Origin of the sequence: Flavobacterium sp. N1736 (assembly GCF_025947065.1) — a bacterium.
Taxonomy (GTDB): domain Bacteria; phylum Bacteroidota; class Bacteroidia; order Flavobacteriales; family Flavobacteriaceae; genus Flavobacterium.
Map to the genome: position 1 here is coordinate 4,774,908 of NZ_CP109994.1, position 26,077 is coordinate 4,800,984.

Annotated in this window: 27 protein-coding genes; 20 read left to right on the forward strand and 7 right to left on the reverse strand. The window is 33.5% G+C overall.

Annotated features, from left to right (window positions below; translation table 11 throughout):
* Positions 1-107: 107 nt before the first annotated feature.
* From OLM54_RS20255 to OLM54_RS20285, 7 genes are all read left to right on the forward strand, one after another.
* Positions 108-875 carry a carboxypeptidase-like regulatory domain-containing protein gene (locus OLM54_RS20255; protein ID WP_264536344.1) on the forward strand — a complete coding sequence of 256 codons (768 nt, stop codon included), beginning with the start codon at positions 108-110 and terminating at the stop codon, positions 873-875.
* Positions 862-1,587, forward strand: a complete 726-nt coding sequence (locus tag OLM54_RS20260) for a carboxypeptidase-like regulatory domain-containing protein (RefSeq protein WP_264536345.1) — start codon at positions 862-864, stop codon at positions 1,585-1,587. Before OLM54_RS20255 ends, OLM54_RS20260 begins: the two co-directional genes overlap by 14 nt.
* A complete protein-coding gene (locus OLM54_RS20265) occupies positions 1,577-2,329 on the forward strand; it encodes a hypothetical protein (RefSeq protein WP_264536346.1) in 753 nt (250 codons plus the stop codon). The genes OLM54_RS20260 and OLM54_RS20265 overlap by 11 nt, the downstream gene beginning before the upstream one ends.
* Entirely contained in the window at positions 2,326-2,832 is a 507-nt protein-coding gene (locus OLM54_RS20270; RefSeq protein WP_264536347.1) for a DUF6702 family protein, read from the forward strand. The genes OLM54_RS20265 and OLM54_RS20270 overlap by 4 nt, the downstream gene beginning before the upstream one ends.
* A 69-nt stretch (positions 2,833-2,901) precedes the next feature.
* A complete protein-coding gene (locus OLM54_RS20275; protein ID WP_264536348.1) occupies positions 2,902-5,148 on the forward strand; it encodes a M1 family metallopeptidase in 2,247 nt (748 codons plus the stop codon).
* A 105-nt stretch (positions 5,149-5,253) separates the two neighbouring features.
* A complete protein-coding gene (locus OLM54_RS20280) occupies positions 5,254-5,613 on the forward strand; it encodes a twin-arginine translocase TatA/TatE family subunit (RefSeq protein ID WP_264536349.1) in 360 nt (119 codons plus the stop codon).
* A complete protein-coding gene (locus OLM54_RS20285) occupies positions 5,613-6,176 on the forward strand; it encodes a phosphatase PAP2 family protein (protein WP_264536350.1) in 564 nt (187 codons plus the stop codon). Before OLM54_RS20280 ends, OLM54_RS20285 begins: the two co-directional genes overlap by 1 nt.
* A gap of 91 nt (positions 6,177-6,267) precedes the next feature.
* Here the strand turns inward: OLM54_RS20285 and OLM54_RS20290 are convergent, their stop codons facing one another.
* Positions 6,268-6,909 (reverse strand): O-methyltransferase, encoded by a 642-nt coding sequence (locus OLM54_RS20290; RefSeq protein ID WP_264536351.1) that lies wholly within the window; start codon positions 6,907-6,909, stop codon positions 6,268-6,270.
* Positions 6,910-7,018: 109 nt separating this feature from the next.
* Complete coding sequence (locus OLM54_RS20295; RefSeq protein ID WP_264536352.1) at positions 7,019-7,417, reverse strand: hypothetical protein; 399 nt, start codon at positions 7,415-7,417, stop codon at positions 7,019-7,021.
* 306 nt (positions 7,418-7,723) lie between these two features.
* Here OLM54_RS20295 and rlmN point away from each other — a divergent pair, with 306 nt between their 5' ends.
* A complete protein-coding gene (gene rlmN / locus OLM54_RS20300; RefSeq protein WP_264536353.1) occupies positions 7,724-8,767 on the forward strand; it encodes a 23S rRNA (adenine(2503)-C(2))-methyltransferase RlmN in 1,044 nt (347 codons plus the stop codon).
* Between the two features lie 283 nt (positions 8,768-9,050).
* On the opposite strand, the gene OLM54_RS20305 is transcribed toward rlmN, so the two are convergent.
* The gene (locus OLM54_RS20305) at positions 9,051-9,911 is read right to left on the reverse strand and encodes a hypothetical protein (RefSeq protein ID WP_264536354.1); all 861 of its coding nucleotides are present in this window, start codon (positions 9,909-9,911) and stop codon (positions 9,051-9,053) included.
* A 159-nt stretch (positions 9,912-10,070) separates the two neighbouring features.
* Here OLM54_RS20305 and OLM54_RS20310 point away from each other — a divergent pair, with 159 nt between their 5' ends.
* From OLM54_RS20310 to dnaG, 5 genes are all read left to right on the forward strand, one after another.
* On the forward strand, positions 10,071-11,048 hold the full coding sequence (locus OLM54_RS20310; protein WP_264536355.1) for a polyprenyl synthetase family protein: 978 nt from the start codon (positions 10,071-10,073) through the stop codon (positions 11,046-11,048).
* A gap of 190 nt (positions 11,049-11,238) precedes the next feature.
* Positions 11,239-11,799 carry an RNA polymerase sigma factor gene (locus OLM54_RS20315; RefSeq protein WP_264536356.1) on the forward strand — a complete coding sequence of 187 codons (561 nt, stop codon included), beginning with the start codon at positions 11,239-11,241 and terminating at the stop codon, positions 11,797-11,799.
* A complete protein-coding gene (locus tag OLM54_RS20320; protein ID WP_264536357.1) occupies positions 11,786-12,511 on the forward strand; it encodes a hypothetical protein in 726 nt (241 codons plus the stop codon). The genes OLM54_RS20315 and OLM54_RS20320 overlap by 14 nt, the downstream gene beginning before the upstream one ends.
* Positions 12,512-12,661: 150 nt before the next feature.
* Complete coding sequence (locus OLM54_RS20325) at positions 12,662-13,723, forward strand: hypothetical protein (RefSeq protein WP_264536358.1); 1,062 nt, start codon at positions 12,662-12,664, stop codon at positions 13,721-13,723.
* A 129-nt stretch (positions 13,724-13,852) separates the two neighbouring features.
* A complete protein-coding gene (gene dnaG, locus OLM54_RS20330; RefSeq protein WP_264536359.1) occupies positions 13,853-15,907 on the forward strand; it encodes a DNA primase in 2,055 nt (684 codons plus the stop codon).
* Positions 15,908-16,019: 112 nt separating this feature from the next.
* Here dnaG and OLM54_RS20335 read toward each other — a convergent pair whose 3' ends face one another.
* Both OLM54_RS20335 and nadE read right to left on the reverse strand, forming a co-directional pair.
* Positions 16,020-16,649, reverse strand: coding sequence for a response regulator transcription factor (locus tag OLM54_RS20335; RefSeq protein WP_026730588.1), 630 nt, complete (start codon positions 16,647-16,649; stop codon positions 16,020-16,022).
* 93 nt (positions 16,650-16,742) lie between these two features.
* Positions 16,743-17,549, reverse strand: a complete 807-nt coding sequence (nadE, locus tag OLM54_RS20340) for an NAD(+) synthase (protein WP_264536360.1) — start codon at positions 17,547-17,549, stop codon at positions 16,743-16,745.
* Positions 17,550-17,648: 99 nt separating this feature from the next.
* Here nadE and gldB point away from each other — a divergent pair, with 99 nt between their 5' ends.
* Positions 17,649-18,605: a gliding motility lipoprotein GldB gene (gene gldB, locus OLM54_RS20345; RefSeq protein ID WP_264536361.1), complete on the forward strand. Its 957-nt coding sequence runs from the start codon at positions 17,649-17,651 to the stop codon at positions 18,603-18,605.
* Positions 18,605-18,940 carry a gliding motility protein GldC gene (gldC, locus tag OLM54_RS20350; protein ID WP_026985662.1) on the forward strand — a complete coding sequence of 112 codons (336 nt, stop codon included), beginning with the start codon at positions 18,605-18,607 and terminating at the stop codon, positions 18,938-18,940. The genes gldB and gldC overlap by 1 nt, the downstream gene beginning before the upstream one ends.
* Positions 18,941-19,015: 75 nt before the next feature.
* On the opposite strand, the gene yihA is transcribed toward gldC, so the two are convergent.
* Together yihA and OLM54_RS20360 are read right to left on the reverse strand one after the other, a co-directional pair.
* On the reverse strand, positions 19,016-19,636 hold the full coding sequence (yihA, locus tag OLM54_RS20355) for a ribosome biogenesis GTP-binding protein YihA/YsxC (protein ID WP_264536362.1): 621 nt from the start codon (positions 19,634-19,636) through the stop codon (positions 19,016-19,018).
* 42 nt (positions 19,637-19,678) lie between these two features.
* Entirely contained in the window at positions 19,679-20,443 is a 765-nt protein-coding gene (locus OLM54_RS20360) for an alpha/beta fold hydrolase (RefSeq protein WP_264536363.1), read from the reverse strand.
* A 377-nt stretch (positions 20,444-20,820) separates the two neighbouring features.
* Between OLM54_RS20360 and OLM54_RS20365 the strand changes: the two genes are divergently transcribed.
* From OLM54_RS20365 to OLM54_RS20385, 5 genes are read left to right on the forward strand one after another with little or no spacing between them, the layout of a single operon-like run.
* Positions 20,821-21,294, forward strand: coding sequence for a division/cell wall cluster transcriptional repressor MraZ (locus OLM54_RS20365; RefSeq protein WP_264536364.1), 474 nt, complete (start codon positions 20,821-20,823; stop codon positions 21,292-21,294).
* On the forward strand, positions 21,269-22,177 hold the full coding sequence (gene rsmH, locus OLM54_RS20370) for a 16S rRNA (cytosine(1402)-N(4))-methyltransferase RsmH (RefSeq protein WP_264536365.1): 909 nt from the start codon (positions 21,269-21,271) through the stop codon (positions 22,175-22,177). The genes OLM54_RS20365 and rsmH overlap by 26 nt, the downstream gene beginning before the upstream one ends.
* A 12-nt stretch (positions 22,178-22,189) precedes the next feature.
* On the forward strand, positions 22,190-22,537 hold the full coding sequence (locus OLM54_RS20375) for an FtsL-like putative cell division protein (RefSeq protein ID WP_264536366.1): 348 nt from the start codon (positions 22,190-22,192) through the stop codon (positions 22,535-22,537).
* Positions 22,528-24,540: a penicillin-binding protein gene (locus tag OLM54_RS20380; protein WP_264536367.1), complete on the forward strand. Its 2,013-nt coding sequence runs from the start codon at positions 22,528-22,530 to the stop codon at positions 24,538-24,540. Before OLM54_RS20375 ends, OLM54_RS20380 begins: the two co-directional genes overlap by 10 nt.
* Positions 24,537-26,000 carry a UDP-N-acetylmuramoyl-L-alanyl-D-glutamate--2,6-diaminopimelate ligase gene (locus OLM54_RS20385; protein ID WP_264536368.1) on the forward strand — a complete coding sequence of 488 codons (1,464 nt, stop codon included), beginning with the start codon at positions 24,537-24,539 and terminating at the stop codon, positions 25,998-26,000. Before OLM54_RS20380 ends, OLM54_RS20385 begins: the two co-directional genes overlap by 4 nt.
* Positions 26,001-26,077: the final 77 nt, after the last annotated feature.

Here is a 26,077-nt window from a genome sequence, read left to right on the forward strand (position 1 = left end):
TTAAAATCCAAACTTTAATTAACATTTTTTTACCAAGCCGTTAATACTAAATTTGGAACACATTAAGATATTTTTACACTTTTAAGAATAATTCTAATTTTTCTATTTTGATCAATAAGGTTTTATGTGTTTTATGTGTTGTTTTGAGCCAAACTGCGTGGACTCAAAATCAGGAACGTGTTATTGTAAACGGTAAAATCATTTCAAATTCAAATGATCTGGAAGGTGTTTATGTGGTTAATGCGCAAACTGAAGCTATGACAACAACCAAAGCTGACGGATCTTTTTCGATTATGGCAAATCCTGGCGATACGCTTGTTTTTTCATCGATTCAATTTAAAGAAAACAGGGTTTTGTTAACAGCCGAAAATTTTTCGGACCTTAATTTTACCGTAAAACTAAATCTTGTAATACATCAATTGCAGGAAGTGATTGTTAGAAGATATGATAATATAAATGCTGTTGCGCTGGGAATTATTCCCGCAGGACAAAAAACATATACTGAAGCCGAAAGAAAATTACATACAGCTACGGCTTTAAATGCTACGGCTAGTGCAGAACTAATGGCCGGAGGTTCAATTTCGGCAGATCCTTTGCTGAATTTTTTATCCGGACGCACGGCAATGCTCAAAAAAGAGGTTGTAGTTGAGAAAAAAGAGTTTTTCATGAAACTTTTAGAGAATATGTTTAGTCTGGATCATTTTGTTAACCGACTAAAAATTCCAAATGAATATGTTAAAGGATTTGAATATTATGCCGTTGATAATGATAAGTTCACGACAATTTTGAATTCTAAAAATAAAACTTCAACAGAATTTCTTTTAGGAGAACTGGCTGTTAAATATAAAGAAATACTAGCTGTTGAAAACAAATAACTTTTTACTGATACTTTTTTTGTGGATTACTCAAATTTCATTTGGACAAACTACGGGCGCCAAAGAAATTCTCGGGCAGGTATTCGAACAATCAACTTCTGTTGAAGGTGTAAATATTATCAATAATACAACGCAGGTTACGACGGTTTCTGATGTAAACGGAATGTTTTCGATTGTTGCCAAAGAAGGTGATGTGCTGGTTTTTTCATCTGTAAATTTAGAACCGTTTAAACGGAGAATTACGGCTGAAGATTTAGTTTCTAATTTGGTTCAGGTTAAAATGGTTGCGAAGCAAATTGAATTGAAAGAAGTTGTGGTAAATGAAAACGCGAATATTAATGCTGAAAATCTTGGCATTATTCCTGCCGGACAAAAAAAATATACACCGGCAGAACGAAAAGTTTATACGGCGACATCTACTTCTGTAGATAAATTATTGAACGCAATGTCCGGGCGAACTAAAATGCTGAAAAAAGAGGTTGAAGTAGAGAAAAAAGAGGCGCTTTTTAGAAAAATGGAATACCTTTTTGAGGAGAACTATTATACGGAAAGATTGAAAATTTCTACAGAAGATATTAAAGGATTTCAGTTATATTGCATAGAAGATACCGAATTTGCTGTATCTTTGAGTAGTAAAAACAAAACAATGAGTATGTTTTTAATAACCGAATTAGCCAGAAAGTATCTAAAAATTCTAGAAAATGAAAAATAGCCTAAGAATAATCGTTATATGCCTATTTTGTCAAATTGCAGTGGGACAAAACTCAAGAAAACCATTACACGGACAAGTAACTAATAAATCGCTTGCCATAGAAAGTGGTTATGTGATGAATGTAAATGCCAATGTTAGAACTTTCATTGGATTAAACGGATTGTTTGATATTATGGCAAGACCTAAAGATACTTTGTTGTTTACGGGACTTGCATTTCAATCCAGAAAAATTGTATTAACAGAAAAAGATTGTGCCGAAGTGCTTTTTTCAGTGCCTTTGGATTTAGTAAATATTGAACTAAAAGAAGTTTTAGTTCACAAAGAGTTAAAAGTAAAGTCGCTGCAAGGAGGATCGCAAGGTATAGTTGATATGCAATTTGAAGATGATAAATTATCCAGTCCGGAAAATAAGGTAATGTACTCAGATCAGACTATTAAATACGGAACTGATTTTGTGCGAATATTTAAAGATGTAAAAAAACTTTTTCGTAAAGATGAAGACGTAAAAGAAGAAGTGATAAGCGATATTGCTTTTGTTGAATATGCGAAAGATAATTTTACTCCTGATTTTTACACTAAAACATTGGACTTAAAAAAAGATGAAATAGATTTGTTTTTAATGTATTGCTCTAATGATGCAGAATCTAAGCAGCATTTAAAACCGGAAGAAAAATTTGAATTGATGGATTTCATGATTAATAAAAACAAGGAATTCAAAAAAGTGGAGATGAGTAAAAAATGAAAAAAAGATTAGTTTATTTCTTAATTGGGATCTTGTTTATATCGTTGTCATCTTTTGCGTTTCATAAATTTTATATGGGCGTTTACCAGATCAATTATGCGGCTGAGAAAAAGATGATTCAAATTACATCGCGTATTTTTATTGATGATTTGAATAATGGTATGGAAAAAAAGTACCATAAAAAAACATTCGTCGGAACGGAGAAAGAAACACAGGAAGATATAGATTTATTAAAAAAATACCTTTCGGAAAATTTCACCATAAAAATAAACGGACAATCTAAGGCAATTACTTTTTTATCTAAAGAAGTCGAAGCCGGAGATGTGCTCGTTTGTTATTCCCGAATAAAAGATATTGACAAGTTTAAGACAATTGAAATTTCAAATACTATTTTGGTCGATTGGAATGCTGAACAGCAGAATATTACACATATTACAGCTTTTGGTACTAAAAAGAGTGTTCTCTTTACAGAATCTTCAAGGAAAGAAGTGTTAAAGTACTAATGGAAGACTAAAATTACCATTATAATTGTTATTTTCACACCCTGACAAAAAACTACCTATTACATTTTTATGAAAAAGCTTTCATTATTATTAATTTTTCCTGCTTTATTAATGGCTCAGGAAAAATCAACTTCTATCGTTACTCCAAAACAACAAGGAAAATACGATACGAATAAATTTAGCCAGATGTATGATTTATTAGCAACGCCTAATATGTTTCGTACGGCTTCCGGAGCGCCGGGACCTGCTTATTACCAACAACAGGCAGATTATAAAATTGATATCGAATTAGACGATAAAAAGTCAAAAATAACAGGTTCTGAAGTGATTACTTATTCAAACAATTCTCCGGATAGTCTGGAATATTTGTGGATTCAGTTAGATCAAAATCAGGCAAAAGCAAATACACAGTCAACTTTGGCTGAAAGCGAAAAAATCAATCAGGTTTTGGCACTTGATGGTTTTTCGAGCAAATATTTGAAAAAAGATTTAGAGCGCGGTTTTAATATTGAACAGGTAAAAGACGCAAAAGGAAATCCTATGTCGTATACGATTAATGAAACCATGATGCGTATTAATCTGGCAACTCCTTTAAAACCGGGAGAAAAAATTTCATTGGCAATAAAATGGTGGTACAACATCAATAATTATAGAAAAGAAGGCGGACGTTCCGGTTATGAATTGTTCGAAAAAGACGGAAATAAATTATATGTAATTGCTCAGTTTTATCCAAGAATGGCCGTTTATAACGACGTTGAAGGATGGCAAAACATGCAGTTTTGGGGAAGCGGAGAGTTTGCTTTGCCTTTTGGAAACTTTGATGTAAATATTACAGTTCCTGCAGATCACGTTATTGATGCAACGGGAGAATTGACAAACAGAGCAGAAGTTTTTACGGCAGAACAGGTAAAACGTTACGAACAGGCTCAAAAATCATTTGACAAACCAGTTGTAATTGTTACGCAAGCCGAAGCCGAAGCAGCTGAAAAAGGTTTCTCTGAAAAGAAAAAAACATGGAAATTTAGTGCTAAAAACGTACGTGATTTTGGTATTGCTTCGTCAAGAAAATTCATTTATGATGCAATGGCGGTACAGTTAGGCGGTAAAACTGTTATGGCAGAATCTGTTTATCCAAAAGAGGCAAATCCACTTTGGGGAGAAACTTCGACAATGACAGTGGCACATACTTTAAAAAGCTATTCATCACATACTTTTGATTATCCTTATCCAAAAGCAGTTTCAGTTTCTGCCGAAGATCAGGGTATGGAATATCCAATGATTTGCTGGAATTTTGGTCGTCCTGACGAAAATGGAGTAACAAGCAAAGAAGTTAAAAACGGAATGATTGGTGTTGTAATTCACGAAGTTGGACATACTTTTTTCCCAATGATTGTAAACTCAGATGAGCGCCAATGGACCTGGATGGATGAAGGTTTAAATTCATTTTTAGAATATTTGGCAGAACAGGAATTAGATCCAAATTTCCCTTCAAGACGCGGACCTGCAAAAAATATTGTTCCTTATATGAGTGGAGATCAAAAGTTTTTAGAGCCAATTATGTCAAACTCTGAAACAATAGTTCAATTTGGTAATAATGCTTACGGAAAACCGGCTACAGGTCTTAATATTTTAAGAGAAGTAGTTATGGGAAGAGAATTGTTTGATTACGCCTTTAGAACATACGCAAACAGATGGAAATTTAAACATCCAACTCCTGAGGATTTCTTTAGAACTATGGAAGATGCTTCTGCCGTAGATTTAGATTGGTTTTTTAGAGGATGGTTTTACTCAACGGATTTTGTAGATATCGGAATTAAGGATGTAAAACAATATTATGTTTCTGATACTCCAACGGCTGATCTTAAAGATGTAAAAGTTAGGAAAGGACGTTTTGGTTTCGAAAAAGGACCATTTGTTTATTTAGTAGCAAGTGATAATGCCGAAGTTAACACATCAAAGAAAAAAGCTTTGAAAGTGGATGAAGTAAAATTATTATCTGATTATGTGGACCAAACTTTTACAGCAGAAGAAAAAGCAGGTTTAAAATCGCCTAAATATTTTTATGAAGTTGAGTTTAATAAACCAGGCGGAATGATTATGCCAATTCTTGTTGAGATTACTTATGAAGATGGTTCTAAACAAAACTTCCAGTATCCGGCTCAAATCTGGAGAAAGAATAATGATACTGCCAAAAAAGTATATGCTACAGAAAAAGCAATAAAAAGCATTCAGATAGATCCAAAATTAATGACTGCAGATATTGATGTAACCAATAACTCGTGGCCAAAAGCAGAAGAAAAATCAAAATTTGATTAAACATACAATTAGAAAGACTCTGAAAAGAGTCTTTTTTTTTTAAGTAAATTTTAAAACTCTCAGCTACAAAATTTAATATCTTTGTGGCACACAAAAATAAAAGATATGTTTGGTATAGGAGGAGGAGAATTAGTTTTCATACTATTTATAGTTCTAATGCTTTTTGGTTCAGACAAAGTGCCGGAAATTGCCCGTACAATGGGAAAAGCAATGGCGCAGTTAAAAAATGCAACCAACGATATTAAAAGTGAAATTCAAAAAGGAGCCGAGTCCAATGGTCTTGATGCTAAATCTTTGACGGATATTACAGGTAATATCAATGCTCAGATAAATGATGCCAAGTCTAACTTACTAGGTGATACTACGAATTTATCCGGTAACTTATTAGGAGAAACTACTACTGAAATCAATAAGGTAAAAGAAGACATAGAAACAATCTCAGGACCTGTTAAACGCCAACAATAATGCTTGAAAACATAGAGAAATCAGATATCAATTTATTGGTATATCTTAACGGTTTAGGTTCTGAAAAATACGACGGTTTTTGGCTTTTTATTACCAATCAGCTATATTGGACGCCATTCTTTTTGTTGCTGCTTTTTCTTATTTATAAAAAAGTAGGAGGAAAGCAAACTTTATATATATTGCTTTTTGTTGCAGTTTTGATTGCTTTTACAGATCAGACCTGTAATTTATTCAAACACACTTTTCAACGTTTACGTCCTTGTAATAATCCTGATCTTAAATCAGTTATTCGTATTGTTCAGGTTCGTAATTCATACAGCTTTTTCTCAGGACACGCAGCTAATACAATGGCTGTTGCAACCTTTTTATTTTTGGTTTTAAAACGCCAATTCAAGTATTTAGGATTCTTGTTTTTATGGCCTTTAATTTTCGCTTATAGCCGAATTTATCTGGGATTGCATTATCCGGGAGATATCCTTACGGGTTATTTCTTCGGGGCACTTTTCGGGTTTTTAATTTATTTAGTTTATAAAAGACTAAAACCGCAATATTTTCCGGGGTAAATTTTTTTAAAGCTTCTAAGTTACTAAGCTTCTAAGTTTTTCAATTTTTAGAAAACTCAGGTTCTTAGTAACTCAGCAACTTAGAATCTTCTTAAAGCACCCTGCTAACCGTCAAACCATCGCGAATTGGCAGCAAAACTGTTTCAACTCTCGGATCGTTCTTCAAAAGTAAATTGTATTCTAAAAGCACTTTTGTACTAATATCATTTGGGTGAACAGGTTCAAGGATTTTTCCGCTCCACAAAACATTATCTGATAAAATAATTCCGCCTTTATTCATTTTCGGAACAATCATTTCCCAATAGTTTAGATAATTTTCTTTATCAGCATCAATAAAAACCAAATCAAATTTTACGTCAAGCGTTGGAATAATGTTAATCGCTTCTCCCAGATGCTGAAAAATTTGTTTTCCCCAAGGTGAAGCATCAAAATATTTACGCTGAAAATCGATTAATTCTTCTTTAATATCGATAGTGTGCAGTTGTCCGTTTTCCTGCATTCCTTCGCACAAACACAAAGCAGCATAACCTGTATAAGTACCAATTTCAAGAATATTTACAGGACGAATCAATTTAGATAACATACTTAAAACGCGGCCTTGAAAATGTCCGCTTAACATTCTTGGTAAAAGTATTTTTTGATATGTTTCCTTATTTAGTTTTGCCAGCAATTCCGGTTCGTTTTCAGAATGCTGTTCTATGTAATCTTCTAAGTCTTGAGAGATAAAATGCATTGTAGTGTGTTCTAATTTGAATGCAAAAATACAAAAAATATCGGTTTGCTTTTTTGCAAAAAAAACCACTCGCCGTAGCGAATGGTTTCAATTTTGATCTCAAATGAAATTATTTTTTCAATGCTTCATTAACGTCTTTAGCCGTTTTTACAGTTCCGTCTTTTGCAGCTTTTGCAGCAGCTTCGGCTTTATCAGCAGTTTTTTTAGCAGCTTCTTTTACGTCTGCAGCTGTTTTTTTGGCAGCATCCGCAACTTCAGTTGCTGTTTTTTTAGAGGCATCTTTTACCTCTTCAACAGTTTTATTCGTAGCAGCTTTTGCTTCAGCAGCAGCGTTTTCGATTTTAACTGCAGCAGTATCTTTCACTTCTTCAATATCTGTTGTTAAAGAATCAACTTTGTTTCCAAGAGTTAGATTGTCTTCTTCTGGTTTTTGTTCTTTATTTCCACAAGATTGTACGGCAAATGCCAATAATGCAATAACAGCGAAGCTTAAAATTTGTTTTTTCATGATTAAATTCATTTTTAAAGTTGATAAAATATAAAGGTTATAAAGCTGAAAAAATAAAAGTACAAATTTTAAAATTAAGCGCTCTTCGTAAGATTATTTTTCTGTTGAGAGCAAGACAATTCCCGTGCCAAAAATTTGCATTTTTGAAACTTAGATTCAAATTTTATTTAAAATCAGTTTTAAGTTATAGGAATCAATTTTGAGTCAAAGATTTTCTCCTATTTAATTCGCTTAAAGTAACATTAGAGGTTATAAGCCTTGGTATATCGACAGAAGTTTTTAAGAAAAAAACAGTAACTTTGCACCATGCAAATTGAGAAAAAAGATATAAGAGCCTTATCAAAAGATCAGTTACGAGATTTTTTTGTCGAAAATAATGACAAAGCATTTCGTGGTAATCAGGTCTACGAATGGTTATGGAGCAAGGGAGCGCATAGCTTTGAAGATATGACAAATGTTGCCAAAACAACACGTTCTATGCTCGAAGAAAATTTTGTAATCAATCATATTAAGGTTGATACCATGCAAAGAAGCAGCGACGGAACAGTAAAAAACGCCGTTCGTTTGCATGATGGTTTAGTTGTAGAATCAGTTTTAATTCCAACGGCAACAAGAACAACAGCTTGTGTGTCAAGTCAGGTTGGCTGTAGTTTAGATTGCAATTTTTGTGCGACATCAAGATTAAAAAGAATGCGAAATCTGGAACCGGGAGAAATTTACGATCAGATTCTCGCCATCGATAAAGAAAGCCGTTTGTATCATAATCATCCGCTTTCGAATATTGTTTTTATGGGAATGGGCGAACCTTTAATGAACTATAATAATGTCATTAAAGCGATCGATATGGTTACGTCATCAGAAGGTTTGGGAATGTCTCCTAAACGTATTATGGTATCAACGTCCGGAATTCCGAAAATGATTAAGAAAATGGCAGACGATGATGTAAAATTCAAACTCGCAGTTTCCCTGCATTCGGCAATTGATGAAATTCGTGCGCGAATCATGCCTTTTAGCAAAAATTTTCCTTTAGCAGATTTACGTGAATCATTAGAATATTGGTACAGAAAAACAAAAAGTAAAATTTCATACGAATATGTGGTTTGGAAAGGAATTAATGACGATAAAGCTTCGATTGATGCCTTGGTGAAGTTCTGCAAATATGTGCCTTGTAAAGTTAATTTAATCGAATATAATCCAATTGATGACGGAGAGTTTCAACAAGCTTCAGAAGAGTCTATTATGGCATATATAAAAGCCCTGGAAAATATTGGAATAGTAGTAAAAGTGCGTCGCAGCCGCGGAAAAGATATTGATGCCGCATGTGGACAATTGGCAAATAAAGAAGGATAATTTGATTGAATTTGTGTAGTCCCTGCGGGACAAACGCACGTAATGATAATTTTTTTTACAATATATAATCTCTCCGAGATATTTTGCAGGAAATTAAATCATCCCAACATTAATCTCAAAATAAATTCTGTTAGGAATTAAATATTGGTAGAATTAATAAAGACAAATAATGTAAATATCCCGTAGGGATTACACATTCCTAATAAATGATTTAAAATAAATAAAAAAGCATTAAAGACAAGTAAACCTGTTTTTAATGCTTTTTTGTTTTGGGCAAAAAGGGTTATTTTTTCAAATCAATTTCTTCGGTTACGCCATCTTTAGTAACAGTTACTAAAGTATTGCAATCTCCGTTTCCGTAATCAATAATGGCATTTGCTCCATTTTTCGTTAACGATAAAACACCTTTTACAGCAAATGGTTTTTTACACGCGGCATTAAACTCTAAAGGAGTTGTAATTTCTGCGGAATAAGTATCGCCATTCGGGAAAGTTGTCGTTCCGCTTCCTGTTACAACAGATTTATTATCATCCCAATTAAACCACGTATTGTATCCGGAAATCGTTTCTTTCGTTAAAGTTCCTTTTCGGGTATAAACACCGCCGTCATCAAAAGTAATTGTCAGGTCAATTGTAGCGGTTAAAACCGGATGTGCTTCTGCCAGTAAATCAGTTGCTTTTTTGGTTCGGACAATACTTTTGCTTCCCTGAAGTTTTTTGCCATTGTGATAAAAACCTTCAAAAGTGTAACTTATAGTTTGTGTCGCTGCAGTAAAGTCATTAGAGAACGAAATAACCATTTTTCCTTTTACAGAATTCCCGTTATCAAGCGTACAGCCTTCAACACCAAAATCGACTGTTCTTGTCCAGGTGCTATTCGTTAAAACCGTAGTAATTGTAGCGCAGCCTGGTAAAAAGTTTTTAATAGGTCCGCTAGGTTTATTTGTGCTGTTTTGTTGTGCATCAAATTGATCTTCAGCAATATTAGTCACATCTTCTATCGAAGCGTCAATTTTAGAGTTGGTAATAATCTCATCATTAGAGATTTTGGCATTCGTTCCGTCGTTTCCACTTTCATCAGAATTACAACTAATAAAAAATGATAAAGTGATACATGTTCCAATTAATAAAAATTTTGTTTTCATAATAAATAGTTTAGGTTTTACTTTTAATTAATGAATTCAAATTAGGAATTGGAATTAGATGTTTTTTTGGTTTATTTTTTAATTAGTGCATAAATTATTTATATACTAACATAAAATAGACAACGTTTTTTTATTTAAAATAGTATATTTGGAATCGAAATGAATATTACTTCTCAAATAAAACAGCCCATTTTTAATGAAATGGAACTTTTCGAAAAAAAGTTCCATGAATCGATGACTTCAAAGGTTGCATTGCTGAACCGCATAACCTATTACATCGTAAATCGAAAAGGAAAACAAATGCGTCCGATGTTTGTTTTTCTAACAGCAAAAATGGTTTCCGGCGGCATTGTAAACGAAAGAACGTATCGCGGAGCATCTGTTATTGAGCTTATTCATACCGCAACTTTAGTACATGATGATGTGGTTGACGACAGTAATCGCCGTCGCGGATTTTTCTCTATCAATGCACTTTGGAAAAATAAAATTGCCGTTTTGGTTGGTGATTATTTACTTTCAAAAGGATTATTGCTTTCTATAGATAATGGCGATTTTGATTTGCTTAGAATTATTTCTGTAGCCGTTCGCGAAATGAGCGAAGGAGAATTACTTCAGATAGAAAAAGCAAGAAGACTTGATATTACCGAAGATGTTTATTATGAAATTATCCGAAAAAAAACCGCTACACTTATTGCGGCTTGTTGTGCTCTTGGCGCAAAATCGGTAATTGAAGATGATATTCAGGTGGAGAATATGCGCAAATTTGGTGAACTTATCGGAATGGCTTTTCAAATTAAAGACGATTTATTCGATTATAGCGAAGAAGCCATCGGAAAACCAACCGGAATCGATATTAAAGAGCAAAAAATGACTTTGCCTTTAATTCATGTTTTAAATACGTGTACTCCGCAAGAAAAAAAGTGGCTGATAAACTCGATCAAAAACCACAATAAAGATAAAAAACGCGTTAAAGAAGTTATTACTTTTGTAAAAGACAATAATGGTTTGGCTTACGCCGAAAATAAAATGGTCGAATTCCAGCAGGAAGCACTTTCTCTATTAAAGAATTACCCCGATTCTGAGTTTAAAGATGCCCTTATTTTGATGGTGAACTACGTTATCGAAAGAAAAAAATAATTAGATAATCAGATAATTTGTTAATTGGATAATTGGTTTTAAATACTTAAAATCAATTGCTTAACGGTGGATTATTGGAATTTTTATTTTTTTTATTGTATTTTTTTTGCCCTACATGCAACCATTTCGAAATGATAATCGTCTATGCTAATAGAAGTCTGTTAGTAAAACAAAATCTGAACGCTTATTAATGAAAATTATTCATTTACATCAGGAAGAAACCGAACTTATAAAGTTGGCTGTCGAAAATAATCGACAAGCGCAACAGCAAATTTATAGTCGGTTTTCTTCAAAAATGTTAAGTGTTTGCCGTCAATATATAAAAGACATTCAATTGGCAGAAGATGTAATGATAACCGCTTTCATGAAAGTATTTACCGGCTTAAACAAATTCGAACATAAGGGAAGTTTTGAAGGCTGGATTCGCCGAATTATGGTTAATGAATGTATTTCGTATTTAAGAGTTCAGAAAAAAGTAAAGTTTACCGAAGACGAGATTTATACCGAAGAAAGTTTCAACGCAATTGACAGTCAGTTTTCGATAGAGCAAATTCAGTTTTTAATTGATGCTTTGCCGGACGGTTATAAAATGGTTTTCAATTTATACGCTATTGAAGGTTACAAGCACAATGAAATTGCAAAGATGTTAGGCATAAATGAAGGAACATCAAAATCGCAATTGTCGCACGCCAGAAAAATGCTGCAAACACAGATTAATACCTTAAAAAAACAAGATAATGGAACCGAATAATTTCGAAAAGGATTTCCGTGATAAACTAAATCAGCGCAAAATTGAACCAAGCGACAAAGCTTGGGATCGATTAGACGCCATGTTAAGTGTTGCTGAAAATAAAAAACCGAAAAAAGATAGAAAATGGCTTTCTATCGCAGCAAGTATTGTTGGGTTTTTATTGGTTGGAACTTTCTTTTTTAATCAAAAGAAAAACCCTGTTGAAACGCCAAAAAAGAAGGTGGTTATAGAGAATACAAAGAAAGATTCTGTAGTAAAACCAACTTTAAATGTAATAGATTCAGGTAAAACAGAAATTGCAATTTCAGAGAAAGAATTAATGCAAACTTCAAATAAAAAAGAAGAGAATATTAATTCAAAGGTTTCAAAACAAAAAACAAATGAGGTTATAAAAAATGAAACAAATCAAATAGCGGAGTCTTCAGTCATCATCAAAAACAATCACGAAACACAATCAATCAATAATCAAACTTCAGTTGTCGAAACTTCTAAAAATGAGAGTGTAGATCAATTGTTGAATTCAGCCGAGAAAACTGTTGTTGCAGAACATTCGGCTAAGCCAAAATCAAAAATTAAAGTCAACGCCAACGATTTGCTCCATCAGGTTGATGGCGAATTAGAACTTTCGTTTAGAGAAAAAGTAATTACAAAAGTCAATAAAAATTATCAAACAGTAAAAGTGGCTTTGGCCAATAGAAATCAGCAGGAATGAAGAATATAGAATAAAGAGTAAAGAAAAAAGAGCAAAGAATAAAGAGCAAAGAATAAAGCTAGCAATTAATAATCAACAATCAACATTTCACCATCAATAATTAACAATTAAAAAAACAATCATCAATCAATCAATCAATCAAAATCAATCATGAAAAATTTTACCCTTTACCTCGTAATTTTAGTTTTCTTATTTGTCAGTAAAGTGCTTGGACAAGAAAGTTTTGAATCAAGAGCAAAACAAATTGCCAATAAAATAGAGAAAATTACCAAAGAAGAAAAAGCAGCTTTGAAAGAAGAAGTCGAAGCTGTAAACGTTCAATTATCTAATGGCAAAATTACATTGGAACAAGCCGATAAACGCAAGAAAGAACTTGCAGAAGCACGCGCTGTAATTATCGAGGAGAAAATAACTTTGGCGCAAAACGAACTAAATGATTTGGTTCAGCAAAAAGTAGATGGAAAAATCAAAGAGCAGGAACAGGATTCGACCCGAAAACATACTTTGGTAATTCATTGGAACGACAGAAACTGGAGCGACAAAAACAGGGAAAAAAGAGATTCTATTCATGGAGAAAAAAGAACTACTTCGCAATTTGTGTTCGCAATGGGTTTGAATAATATGATGGCCGACGGAAAACTTCAGGATTCAAATTATAGTTTTATAGGTTCGCATTTTTATGAATGGGGTTTTACCTATAATTCAAGATTAATGAAAAACAACAATTTACTTCATGCAAAATACGGACTTTCATTAATGTACAACAATATTCGCCCAACAGATAATCGCAGTTTTGTGGTAAACGGAGACCAGACTAATCTGGAAGTGAATACTGTAAATCTTGATGAATCCCGATTTAGAAATGTCTATTTGGTATTGCCGCTGCATTTGGAATTCGATTTTTCTAAACCCACAATTAGTAACGGAAAAACCTATTTTAAAACACATAAAAGTTTCCGTTTCGGAATTGGAGGTTATGCCGGAATCAACGTAAAGTCAAAACAAATTTTGAAGTTTGAAGAAGAAGATTTAAAATATAAAACAACTATAAAAGGCGATTATAATGTAAATAATTTTATGTACGGATTAAGTTCTTACATCGGATATAAAGAATTTAGTTTGTATTGTAAATATGATTTAAACCCTTTATTTCAGGATAATGCAGTTGACGAAAAAAATATTTCATTAGGATTACGTTTCGATTTAAATTAAGAATACGGTTGAGTTTAGTTAGTAGAAAAAGCGCTTCGAAAGAGGCGCTTTTTTTATGAAAAAATGATCAAATTTCAGGATGGATTTATGTATTTTTACAGGCTCTCAACTTTAAAAATATTTTACGTTTTGATTTCACAAAGTACAATTGATTCTGTTTTTGAAACTGCTCGTGTAGAGGAGGTTATTGGTGATTTCGTGAATTTAAAACGTGCCGGAAGTAATTTTAAAGGTCTGAGTCCATTCTCGGATGAACGTTCTCCTTCGTTCATGGTTTCGCCTGCAAAAGGAATCTGGAAAGATTTTAGTTCAGGAAAAGGAGGGAATTCTGTCGCTTTTTTGATGGAACATTCCCATTTTACGTATCCGGAAGCCATTCGGTATTTAGCCAGAAAATACAATATTGAAATTGAAGAAACTGAACAAACAGATGCTGAAAAAGCGATAACAGATGTTCGCGAAAGCATGTATTTGGTTTCGGAATTTGCAAAAGAATATTTTCATAACACGCTTTTAAATTCAGAAGAAGGAAAAGCAATTGGACTTTCGTATTTTAAAGAAAGAGGTTTTACAAACGAAACCATCAAAAAGTTTAGTTTAGGATATTCGCCTGAAACCTGGGATGCGCTTACTAAAGAAGCTTTGGGCAAAGGATATAAACTTGAATTTCTTGAAAGTACAGGTTTAACAATTGCGAGAGAAGATCGCCCTTTTGACCGTTTTAAAGGCCGCGTAATGTTTCCTATTGAAAGTATGTCGGGACGTGTTTTGGGTTTTGGAGGACGTATTTTAACCAATGATAAAAAAGCCGCAAAATATTTAAACTCGCCGGAAAGTGATATTTACCATAAAAGTAAAGTGCTTTACGGAATTTTTCAGGCCAAACAATCGATCGCAAAACTAAATAATTGTTATTTGGTTGAAGGTTATACTGATGTGATTCAGTTTAATCAGGCCGGAATTGAGAATGTTGTAGCTTCGTCAGGAACTGCTTTAACGCCGGACCAAATTCGTTTGGTAAATCGTTTAACAAAAAATATAACGGTACTTTTTGATGGTGATGCTGCAGGATTACGCGCTTCTATTCGTGGAATTGATTTAATTCTGGAAGAAGGAATGAACGTAAGAGTTTGTACTTTTCCTGATGGAGAAGATCCGGATAGTTTTGCACGAAAAAATTCGCACGATGATTTAGTGGCTTATTTAGAAGGAAACAGTAAAGATTTTATACAGTTTAAAGCTTCGATTTTAATGAACGAAGCCAAGAACGATCCTGTAAAAAAAGCCGATCTGATTCGCGATATGGTAACGAGTATTTCTAAAATACCGGATCGTATTCAACGAGAAGTATATATTCAGGAATGTGCACGAATAATGGATATTTCCGAGCAGGTTTTGGTGAGCACTTTGGCGCAGTTAATTCAAAAAGATGTTGCAGAAGCTAATAAAAAGCAAAAGCAGGAACAAAAACCTTTTGAAGTTCTTAGAAACCAAAACCCAAAATATAGTGGAGGAGATCCTGAAGATCCAAGATCAGGACCGCCGGAGGGTTATCCGGGAGAGTTGGGATATCCGGGACAGCAGACTGAAAAAGTCGATATTTTATATGGTTTTGAACGCAAAATAATAGAAATATTATTGCTTTACGGTAGTGTTCTCCAAGACTTTGAAGACGTTTACCTAAAAGCCGATGAAGAAGGTGTTGTTAAAGAAGTTACAGAAAAAAGAAAATATAAAGTCTACGAAAAAGTTTATTTAAGCCTGCAGGAAGACGAAGTAGAGCTTTCAAATTCACTGTTCCAAAATATTTACACAAATATCATGGATTTCTACAATCAAAATGAAAATTTTAGTTTAGATAAATATTTGATGCATTTACAGCCTGAATTTGCTCAGGAAGTAACGAATATTTTAATGGAAGACGAAAAAGTAGTGATTCATAATTGGGAAGGGCAGAATATTTTTCCAAAACATAAAAATGTAACAATCGAACAAAATGTTTCGGAAACTATTTTTTCGATGCGCTGGTATTTAGTTTCAAAAATAATTCATGAATTAAAGAATTCGCTCCTGTCGGATCCACAGGAAGATAATTCAGAACTTCTTTCTATGGTTATTGATTATTCTAAATTACTCAATAATTTTTCGAGAAAGCTGGGTAGAGTAGTTGTTCCTTATCACTAATAAAAATTAAAAAGCTCTATACTATTTAAAATAGCATAGAGCTTTTGTCTACGGTTTTTGGATTATTCTCCCTGATATTTGGAATATACCAGTGTCGAGTAATTTTACACCATTAAATAATTTCTAATGTCTTAGCTTTATTAACTAAGTCAACTAAATTAGTCACGTTTAATTTAGTCAATAATCTCAATTTGTAAGTACTGATCGTTTTTTCGTTCAGGTTTAAAATTTTTGAGATCTCATTATTTTTCTTACCATCACTTAAGTAGCGCAAAACTTCAATTTCGCGGTTCGAAAGTTTTCTGTACAAGCGTTCGCTTTTGCTTTGTTTAGCAATAAGAGCCATGTTTTTACGTACAGTTTCGTTGATAATAATTTTCCCTTCGTGTACTTTAATAATAGAAAGACCTAATGTTTCAAGTTTTTCTGTTTTGTGCACATACCCGGAAACTCCCGCTTTAATCGCATTTGGAGCGTACATTTGTTCAGCGAGGTCACTAAAAATTACAATTTTTGTTTTTGGGAAATTTTTCAGAATAGATTTCACTTCGAAGATGCTCGAAAGACCCTCTAATTCTAAATCTAGAATTAGAATATCGATCTCCTTCGTCTGAAGAATATCTCTAACCATTGAAAAATTGCCTACGTTGGCAACAATTGAAATTTGATCGTGGTCTTTGAAATAAGATTTCACGCCAAAGTGAGTCACAGGATGATTGTCTGCAAGACATACTTTAATCATAATTTTACCTTTTTAGAATTATTATCATGTTTTTTGGAGTTGTAAAATTAATAAATAAATTCTGTAATTAATCGAAGACAAATGTTAAAAAGTTTATTTTAACGTTTTTGGTATCAAACAAACGGGTATCGAATCCATTTTATGCTTGTTGCTGGTGTTTAAACGTTTATAAATTTCAAAGACAGATTTTTCTCTCCCAGTGAAGTCAGCTGGCGTCTTTCCTGACTCCGCGGCCAACATCGCCCATTCGAGCTCGTCATAACTTGCTCCCAATTGATCTTCATCGGTTCTGTTGTCACCAAATAATCCATCAGTAGGTGCAGCTGTTAAAATTGAGCCTGGAATTGTTAAAAATTCTCCCAGAGCATAAACATCTGATTTCATTAAGTCGGCAATTGGACTTAAATCGACTCCTCCATCTCCATATTTTGTATAAAATCCTACACCAAAATCTTCTACTTTGTTTCCGGTTCCGGCAACTAAAAGACCATGAATTCCTGCTAAATAATATAATGACGTCATACGTATACGTGCACGAGTATTTGCCAAAGAAAGATTTACTTTGCCTTCGTCGTCTGTTTTTGGTACAGAGCCCTTAAAAGCTTCAAAAACGGCTGTTAAATCTGTTTTTACGTCAGACACATTCGGGAAACGTTTTTTTAATTGCTCAATATGTTCCCTTCCTCTCGAAACCTGACTTTCTGCCTGATGAATTGGCATTTCTACACAAAGAACTTTTAATCCCGTCTGGGCGCATAAAGTAGAAGTCACAGCAGAGTCAACTCCACCGGAAATTCCGATTACAAAACCATTTACTTTTGCGTTGCTAGCGTAATTTTTTAACCACTCTACAATGTGTGTATTTACTTTTTCTGTTTGAATAGTGCTTTTTTTAGTCATAATTGGTCAAGTTTAAGATACTGGAATGTATATTTGCACAAATATTTTTAAGTACATGTTTTTCTTAAATTCATGCAACACAAATCTAATTAAAATAAAATGAAAATATATCGCTTTGTAGTGGTTCTGTGCTTGTTTTTTTTGTCGTGTGACCAAAAAAGTAAAGTAGAAAAAGCTGTCGAGGAAATCCCCGTTGATGTTAAGGTGGAACGTTTTGATAAGGTGTTTTTTGAAACCAAACCTGAGGATTTAGCGAAAGTAAAAAAACAATATCCTTTCTTTTTTCCTGCCGGAAACGATGATAATGTCTGGCTGCATAAAATGCAGGATCCAATATGGAGAGAGGTTTATACGGAAGTTCAAAAAAAGTATTCAAATTTTGAACCGGTTCGTGAAGAATTCAATGCACTTTTCCAGCATGTTAAATATTATTTTCCTGAAACTAAAATACCAAAAGTAATTACGGTAATTGGAGAAATGGATTATAATGCAAAAGCTATTTATGCAGATAGTTTAGTTATTGTTTCGTTAGAATTGTATTTAGGAAAAGAACATAAGTTTTATGAGTTTCCAAATTACCTAAAACAGAATTTTGAAGAAAGACAAATCATGCCGGATGTGGTTTCGAGCTTTGCTTTTAGAAAAATTCCTGCTTCTCCGGATAGAACGCTGCTTTCTCAAATGATTTTTGAAGGAAAACAATTGTACACAAAAGATTTGCTTTTACCTGAATATACAGATGCGGAAAAAATGGGTTATACACCGGAACAAATAAAATGGTGTGAAGAAAATGAAAGTTATATGTGGCGTCATTTTATTGAAAATGAAATGCTTTACAGCGAAGATCCAAAATTAAATACCCGATTTATTGCTCCTGCGCCGTTTTCTAAATTTTACCTGGAAATAGATAACGATTCTCCGGGAAGAGTTGGAGCCTGGATTGGATGGCAAATGGTACGATCGTACATGAAAAACAATAATGTAACTTTGCCGGAATTATTAAAAACAAATGCGAAAGAAATTTTCGAAAAGTCAAAATATAAACCTAAGAAATAATGTCAGATACAATAAACTCAGAAATTAAATTCAATATAGAATTAGACGAAAACCGTGTTCCCGAAAAATTAACATGGAGCGCTCAGGACGGCGGTGTTCAGGCAGAAGAAGCAAAGGCAATTATGTTGTCTATTTGGGACAGTAAAGCCAAAGAAACAATGCGTATTGATTTATGGACGAAAGATATGCCGGTAGATGAAATGAAGATTTTCTTTCACCAAACATTAGTAGCAATGTCAGATACTTTTAAACGCGCTACAGACGACGAAAAAATGTCGGATACAATGAAAGATTTCTGTGATTATTTTGCGGAGAAACTGGAATTAACGAAATAGTGGAAATGACAAAAAATAGTAAACCCGACAAGTTTTTAAAACCTGTCGGGTTTGTTATGTATAAAAAACTGGAATTTAAAACTGACTATTGTTCTTAAAAACTTCCTGATTTACTTCGTCAATATAATTTAATACATCCTCTTTTCCTGTTGATTCTGTTGCAGAGGTTACAAAATAATGAGGCATTTCTTCCCAGTTATTGGCAAACATTTGCTTTTTGTAAGCTGCAATATGTGAGTCAATTTTTACTTTACTGATTTTATCCGCTTTGGTAAAAATAATGCAAAACGGAATTTCGCTTTCGCCCATATACGACATAAATTCAATATCTATATTTTGAGCTTCATGACGAATATCAATCAAAACAAAAGCACAGACTAATTGTTCTCTTGTTTCAAAATAATCAGTAATAAATTGCTGAAATACTGATTTTGTTTTTTTAGATACTTTAGCGTAACCGTAACCCGGTAAATCGACCAAAAACCAATTGTTGTTGATTTTAAAGTGATTTATTAATTGCGTTTTTCCAGGTCTTCCTGATGTTTTTGCTAAATTTTTATGATTGGTAAGCATGTTAATCAAAGATGACTTGCCTACGTTTGATCGGCCGATAAAAGCATATTCCGGCAAAAAATCCTGCGGACATTTTGCAACTTCAGAATTACTGATAATAAATTCGGCGGTTGTAATTTTCATTTGTTTTGTTTTTAAAACCTCCTTAAATTCGAAAGGTATGTGCTATAAATTCTTTTTAATGAGCCATTCTTCCAGAATTTTATTAAATTCCTGAGGATGTTCCATCATAGCAGCGTGTCCACATTTGTCTATCCAGTATAAAGTTGAATTAGGCAATAATTTATCAAATTCTTCGGCCACATTTGGTGGGGTTACAGCATCATTTTTACCCCAAATAATACAGGTTTCAGCTGTCATTTTTGGTAAATCTTTTGCCATATTGTGGCGAATAGCGCTCTTTGCAATTGTTAGGGTTTTGATTAATTTGATGCGGTCGTTAACTGTTGCATAAACTTCATCGATAAGTTCCGGAGTTGCTATTGCAGGATCATAAAATACATCTTCAGCTTTCTTTTTGATGTATCCATAATCGCCTCTTTTTGGGTAACTATCTCCCATTGCACTTTCGTAAAGACCGGAGCTTCCGGTAATTACAAGTCCTGCAACTTTTTCAGGATATAATTTTGTATGATAAAGAGCAATATGTCCTCCTAGTGAATTACCTAATAAAATTACCTTATCAAAACCTTTAAAGGTGATAAAGTCTTTTACGTATTTTGCAAAACTTTTTACATTGGTTTTTAAAATACTTTGAGTATATATTGGCAAATCAGGAATGACAACTTTGTATCCTTTCGTTGGAAAATATTCTGCTACAGCGTCAAAGTTACTCAGGCCTCCCATTAAGCCGTGTAAAATAACTATAGGAGTTCCTTCACCAGCTTCATAATAGCTGTATCTGCCTTCTTTTTTGTAGTTTTTGTCCATCTAATCTAATGCCAATTTCAATTTGGACAAATATAGGGTTTAATAAATAAAAATGGATTTTTGCTGCCATTTTTTAACTACATAATTTTAGTAGAACTTCTAAGTGGTTAAAAATCAGGTTTTATTCATGAAAATTAAACAATTGCAAAATGTTAAAAAATTAATATAATAAGCGGTTTTTAAGAGAATAACCAAGTATTTTTTGCAAATGTTAAATAGAATTATCGATTCATTAATTATAATCTATAGTATTGATTATCTATTAATTAGGTGATTTGTGGCAAAAGTGGTTAAACTTATTAACAAAGTGGTAGATTGTGGTAAAATGTGGTAATATTTTTTATATTTTTGCTGTATAACATGTTAATGAATTTTTCTTGAACACAATTGTAGGAACATACGAGTGTAAAGTCGATGCTAAAGGGAGGCTATTAATGCCTGCACCTTTAAAAAAGCAGTTGGCATCCTCTCTTCAAAGCGGTTTCGTTTTGAAGCGCTCTGTTTTTCAGCCGTGTTTAGAACTGTATCCGATGGAAGAGTGGGATTTGATGATGCAAAAAATCAACAAATTGAATCGCTTTGTAAAGAAGAACAATGATTTTATTCGAAGATTTACTGCCGGAGTTAAAGTAGTAGAGATTGATGCATTAGGAAGATTATTGGTTCCAAAGGATTTGGTTGCATTTTCAAATATTTCGAAAGATGTGGTTTTTTCATCTGCTGTTAATATTGTGGAGATTTGGGATAAGGATTTATATGAAAAATCAATAAGCGGCGAAGATATGGATTTTGCAGATTTAGCCGAAGAAGTAATGGGAAATATTAATGACGACGACAATGGAATATCATAATCCGGTTTTACTTCATCCTACAGTTGATGGTTTAAATATTAAACCTGACGGAATATATGTAGATGTAACGTTTGGTGGCGGAGGTCATTCAAAAGAAATTTTGAAACAATTGGGACCAAACGGAAAGTTGTTTGCTTTTGATCAGGATGAAGATGCGCTTGCAAATGCGTTGCCGGATGAAAGGTTTACTTTAATTAATGAGAACTTTAGATTTATAAAAAGATTTTTACGTTTTCACGGAGTAAAAAGTGTAGATGGAATTTTGGCAGATTTAGGTGTTTCATCACATCAGTTTGATGTTCCGGAGCGAGGTTTCTCGACAAGATTTGATGCCGAACTCGATATGCGGATGAGTCAGAAAAATGATTTAAATGCTTACCGTGTGGTTAATGAATATGAAGAACAGGATTTACGTCGTGTTTTTTTTGATTATGGAGAGTTGAAAAATGCACCCGTTTTGGCAAGAACAATTGTAGAAGCAAGAGAACATCGCCCAATTAAAACAACAGACGAATTAAAAGATGTTCTCGCAAAATATTTACCGGAAAGAGTTCGAAATAAAATATTGGCTCAGATTTATCAGGCGATTCGAATTGAGGTAAATCAGGAAATGGATGTTCTGAAAGAATTTATTGAGCAGTCATTAGAAATTTTAAATCCGGGTGGACGATTTTCAGTAATCTCATACCATTCATTAGAGGACAGATTGGTAAAAAGATTTATTAAAAACGGAATGTTTGAAGGTGAGCCGGAACGTGATTTTTACGGAAATTTTTCAGTTCCGTTTAAAACCATCGGAAAATTAATTGTTCCTGATGATGCTGAAATTAAAATTAACAACAGAGCAAGAAGTGCAAAATTAAGAATTGCTGAAAAGATATAATTAAGGTATAAAATGAAAGGCGGAGTATTTAGCATATTAAAAGCAAGGTTTCTAATAAACGATGACGCGGTGAAAAACTGGCGATTTATTGTTTTTCTTATTTTGCTTGCCATAATAATGATTGCCAATACACAGCGATACGAACAAAAGGTTTTTGAAATTGCAAAACTGAATAATGAAGTAAAAGAATTGCGATCAGAATTTGTAGACAGAAGATCAGAATTAATGAAATTAAAAATGGAGTCAACGATATCGGATAAAATGCTCGAAAAGCAAATTTTTCCATCAACAGTTCCTCCGGTGAAAATAGAAGTTAAAAAAGAAGAAGAAAAAAATTTCTTTAAAAGAATATGGCAGTAGACGATAAACATATATCCTACAGAATTTACCTCGTAGCAGTTTTCATCTTCGTGATGGCAATTGCTATTGTTGTTAAGTTAACCAATATTCAATGGGTTGAAGGAGATTATTACAGAAAACTGGCGAAACAGCGTACGATTAAGAATTTTGTAATTCCGGCAAATAAAGGAAATATATATTCAGCAGACGGAAGTTTACTGGCAACATCAATACCTAATTATGAAATTAGATTTGATGCAAAAGCGCCAAAAACAGAAACTTTTGAAAAACACGTAAAAGCATTATCAGATTCATTAGCAACCGTTTTGGACAGACCGGGAGGTTTTTATGAAAAAGAATTAAGAAAAGCCAGAGAAAACAAAAATCGCTATTATTTAATAGGACGCAATTTAAGTTATACGGAATATGTAAAAATAAAAGGTTTTCCGTTGTTCAATTTAGGTCCGTTTAAAGGCGGAATTATCATTGAACAGGAAACTGTGAGGAAACATCCGATAGGAAAAATTGCTGAAAGAACAATTGGTTACGACCGAATTGATCCTGCAACCGGAGTTGAAGTTGGAAAAGGAATTGAATGGGCTTTTAAAAATTACCTGAACGGGAAAGACGGTAAAATTCTAAAACAAAAAATTGCAAAAGGACAGTGGAAGCCAATTCGCGATTTAAACGAAGTTGATCCTATAGATGGTTATGACGTAATCTCGACAATTGATGTTTTTATTCAGGATATCGCGCATCACGCTTTGTTGAAACAGTTGGAAGATTATGAAGCAGATCACGGTTGTGTGGTGGTTATGGAAACAGAAACAGGTCATGTGAAAGCGATTTCGAATTTAGGAAGAGCAGAAGACGGATCATATTACGAAACCACAAATTACGCTATTGCAGAATCTCAGGAACCGGGATCGACTTTTAAACTAGTTGATTTAATGGCGATTTTAGAAGATAAAGTAGCAGATACAAGTACGGTTTATGATAGTAAAGCCGGAGAAATTAAATATTATGGCAGAACCGTTCGAGATTCGCACAAAGGAGGTTACGGAAAAGTTTCATTAGCCCGCGGATTCGAACTTTCGTCAAATACAGTAATGGTTCAGGCGGTTTATGATAATTACAAAAATAATGCGAAAAAGTTTGTAGACCATATTAATGGATACGGATTAAATAAGACATTAGGATTACATTTTAAAGGAGAAGGAAGACCATATATTCCACAGCCCGGAGACAAACATTGGTCAGGAGTTTCACTTCCGTGGATGGCATTTGGTTACGGAGTTTCGGTTACTCCAATGCAAACACTGGCTTTTTATAATTCGGTAGCGAATAACGGAGTAATGGTGAAACCTCAATTTGTTTCTGAAATAAAAGAATGGAACAAAACCATCAAAAAGTTTGATGTTGAAGTGATCAATCCAAAAGTATGTTCGCAGGAAACGATCGCTAAAATAAAAGCAGTTTTGCTTAATGTGGTAAAAAAAGGAACGGGTTCTAAATTGTATTCGAAAGATTTTTCGATGGCAGGAAAAACGGGAACGGCTCAGGTAAATTATGGAGGAAAAGAAGGAAAATCAGCATTGTATTATGCATCTTCTTTCGTAGGATATTTTCCGGCAGATCATCCTAAATATTCTTGTATTGTAGTGGTTCACAAACCAAATACATCTAAGAATAATTATTATGGAGCCGATGTTGCAGGACCTGTTTTTAAAAGAATTGCCCAAAAGATATTTACAGATGCCCCATCAACAAATAAAATTAAAAAACTGGATTCAAGAGTTCCAAAGCAGGATTTAAGTTATGATAAATATTATGTGGTTGAAGCCAATAAAAAATCAAACCAAGTTCCTGATTTAAAAGGAATGCCGGGAATGGATGCTATTGCTTTACTGGAAAACTTAGGTTTAAAAGTAAAAGTAAACGGGGTAGGAAAAGTTAAAAAACAGTCTTTGCAGGCTGGACAAAATATTAGTAAAAACACAACTATAGTATTAGAATTATCGTGAAAATACTGAAAGACATATTATATAAGGTAGCAATTGAGTCTGTAACAGGTTCGACAGAAATTGCTATAAACAAAATTGATTTTGATTCAAGAAAAATTGAAGAGAATGATGTTTTTATAGCCATTCGCGGATCACTTTCTAATGGTCATGATTATATCGAAAAAGCAATTCAGTTAGGTGCAGTTGCTGTTATTTGTGATACTTTACCAGAAAATCCTGCTAAAGGAATCACGTATATAAAAGTAAACGATACCAATACGGCATTGGCTTTTATGGCGGCTAATTATTTTGGAAATCCTTCTGAAAAATTAAAATTAGTTGGCGTAACCGGTACAAACGGAAAAACAACAATTGCGTCATTATTGTTTCAATTGTTTCAAAAAGCAGGATTTAAAGTTGGTTTATTATCAACCGTAAAAATCATGGTGAATGAAACCGAATATAATGCAACACATACAACTCCGGATTCGATCACCATTAATCATTATTTAAATGAAATGATTGAGGCTGGCGTTACACATTGCTTTATGGAAGTGAGTTCACACGGAATTCACCAAAAACGTACAGAAGCATTGCATTTTGTTGGAGGGATTTTTACCAATCTTTCGCACGATCATTTAGATTATCATCCAACTTTTGCAGAATACAGAGATGTTAAAAAATCATTTTTTGATTCATTGCCAAAAACGGCTTTTGCTTTATCAAATATCGATGATAAAAACGGAACTGTTATGCTGCAAAATACAGTGGCAAGAAAACGCACATACGCCTTAAAAACATACGCCGATTTTAAAGCTCAAATTTTAGAAAGTCAATTATCAGGTTTATTATTAAAGGTAAACGACAATGAAGTTTGGGTAAAACTAATTGGGACTTTTAATGCTTATAATGTTTTGGCAATTTACGGAACTGCGGTAGAATTAGGAATAGATAGTCTGGAAGCTTTGCGTTTATTGTCTGATTTAGAAAGTGTTTCGGGACGTTTTCAGTATATCGTTTCAGAAGGAAATATTACAGCGATTGTAGATTATGCACACACGCCGGATGCATTAGATAATGTGTTAAAAACGATTGCTGATATCCGCACTAAAAACGAGCAATTGATTACAGTTGTGGGCTGCGGCGGAAACAGGGACAAAACAAAAAGACCAATTATGGCTAAAATCGCAGCAGATTTGAGCGATAAAGCCATCTTAACATCTGATAATCCAAGAAACGAAGATCCTGAAGTGATTTTGGACGAAATGGAAAAAGGTGTTGAACCACAGAATTATAAAAAAATGCTGAGAATTACCGATAGAAAACAAGCCATTAAAACCGCTTGTCAATTGGCTCAGCCTAACGATATTATATTAATTGCCGGAAAAGGACACGAAACGTATCAGGAAATAAATGGTGTTCGCCATCATTTTGACGATATGGAAATTATAAAAGAAATATTAGATCAACTAAGAAAATAAAAGTTTAACCGGTTAATTGATTATTCGTTTAATCGAATAATTATTAAATCAAACTAACGAATAAACAAATAAACGAT

Bases quoted from the DNA above. Each gene is read 5' to 3' on its own strand.
- OLM54_RS20320 (WP_264536357.1), top strand. From the start codon at position 11,786: ATGGAACCGAATAATTTCGAAAAGGATTTCCGTGATAAACTAAATCAG.
- OLM54_RS20360 (WP_264536363.1), bottom strand. From the start codon at position 20,443: ATGGACAAAAACTACAAAAAAGAAGGCAGATACAGCTATTATGAAGCT.
- OLM54_RS20290 (WP_264536351.1), bottom strand. From the start codon at position 6,909: ATGCATTTTATCTCTCAAGACTTAGAAGATTACATAGAACAGCATTCT.
- gldC (WP_026985662.1), top strand. From the start codon at position 18,605: ATGTCAGATACAATAAACTCAGAAATTAAATTCAATATAGAATTAGAC.
- OLM54_RS20335 (WP_026730588.1), bottom strand. From the start codon at position 16,649: ATGATTAAAGTATGTCTTGCAGACAATCATCCTGTGACTCACTTTGGC.
- OLM54_RS20380 (WP_264536367.1), top strand. From the start codon at position 22,528: ATGGCAGTAGACGATAAACATATATCCTACAGAATTTACCTCGTAGCA.
- OLM54_RS20315 (WP_264536356.1), top strand. From the start codon at position 11,239: ATGAAAATTATTCATTTACATCAGGAAGAAACCGAACTTATAAAGTTG.
- OLM54_RS20325 (WP_264536358.1), top strand. From the start codon at position 12,662: ATGAAAAATTTTACCCTTTACCTCGTAATTTTAGTTTTCTTATTTGTC.
- OLM54_RS20305 (WP_264536354.1), bottom strand. From the start codon at position 9,911: ATGAAAACAAAATTTTTATTAATTGGAACATGTATCACTTTATCATTT.
- OLM54_RS20375 (WP_264536366.1), top strand. From the start codon at position 22,190: ATGAAAGGCGGAGTATTTAGCATATTAAAAGCAAGGTTTCTAATAAAC.
- OLM54_RS20265 (WP_264536346.1), top strand. From the start codon at position 1,577: ATGAAAAATAGCCTAAGAATAATCGTTATATGCCTATTTTGTCAAATT.
- nadE (WP_264536360.1), bottom strand. From the start codon at position 17,549: ATGACTAAAAAAAGCACTATTCAAACAGAAAAAGTAAATACACACATT.
- OLM54_RS20310 (WP_264536355.1), top strand. From the start codon at position 10,071: ATGAATATTACTTCTCAAATAAAACAGCCCATTTTTAATGAAATGGAA.
- yihA (WP_264536362.1), bottom strand. From the start codon at position 19,636: ATGAAAATTACAACCGCCGAATTTATTATCAGTAATTCTGAAGTTGCA.
- OLM54_RS20275 (WP_264536348.1), top strand. From the start codon at position 2,902: ATGAAAAAGCTTTCATTATTATTAATTTTTCCTGCTTTATTAATGGCT.
- OLM54_RS20285 (WP_264536350.1), top strand. From the start codon at position 5,613: ATGCTTGAAAACATAGAGAAATCAGATATCAATTTATTGGTATATCTT.
- OLM54_RS20295 (WP_264536352.1), bottom strand. From the start codon at position 7,417: ATGAAAAAACAAATTTTAAGCTTCGCTGTTATTGCATTATTGGCATTT.
- rsmH (WP_264536365.1), top strand. From the start codon at position 21,269: ATGACGACGACAATGGAATATCATAATCCGGTTTTACTTCATCCTACA.
- rlmN (WP_264536353.1), top strand. From the start codon at position 7,724: ATGCAAATTGAGAAAAAAGATATAAGAGCCTTATCAAAAGATCAGTTA.
- gldB (WP_264536361.1), top strand. From the start codon at position 17,649: ATGAAAATATATCGCTTTGTAGTGGTTCTGTGCTTGTTTTTTTTGTCG.
- OLM54_RS20270 (WP_264536347.1), top strand. From the start codon at position 2,326: ATGAAAAAAAGATTAGTTTATTTCTTAATTGGGATCTTGTTTATATCG.
- OLM54_RS20280 (WP_264536349.1), top strand. From the start codon at position 5,254: ATGTTTGGTATAGGAGGAGGAGAATTAGTTTTCATACTATTTATAGTT.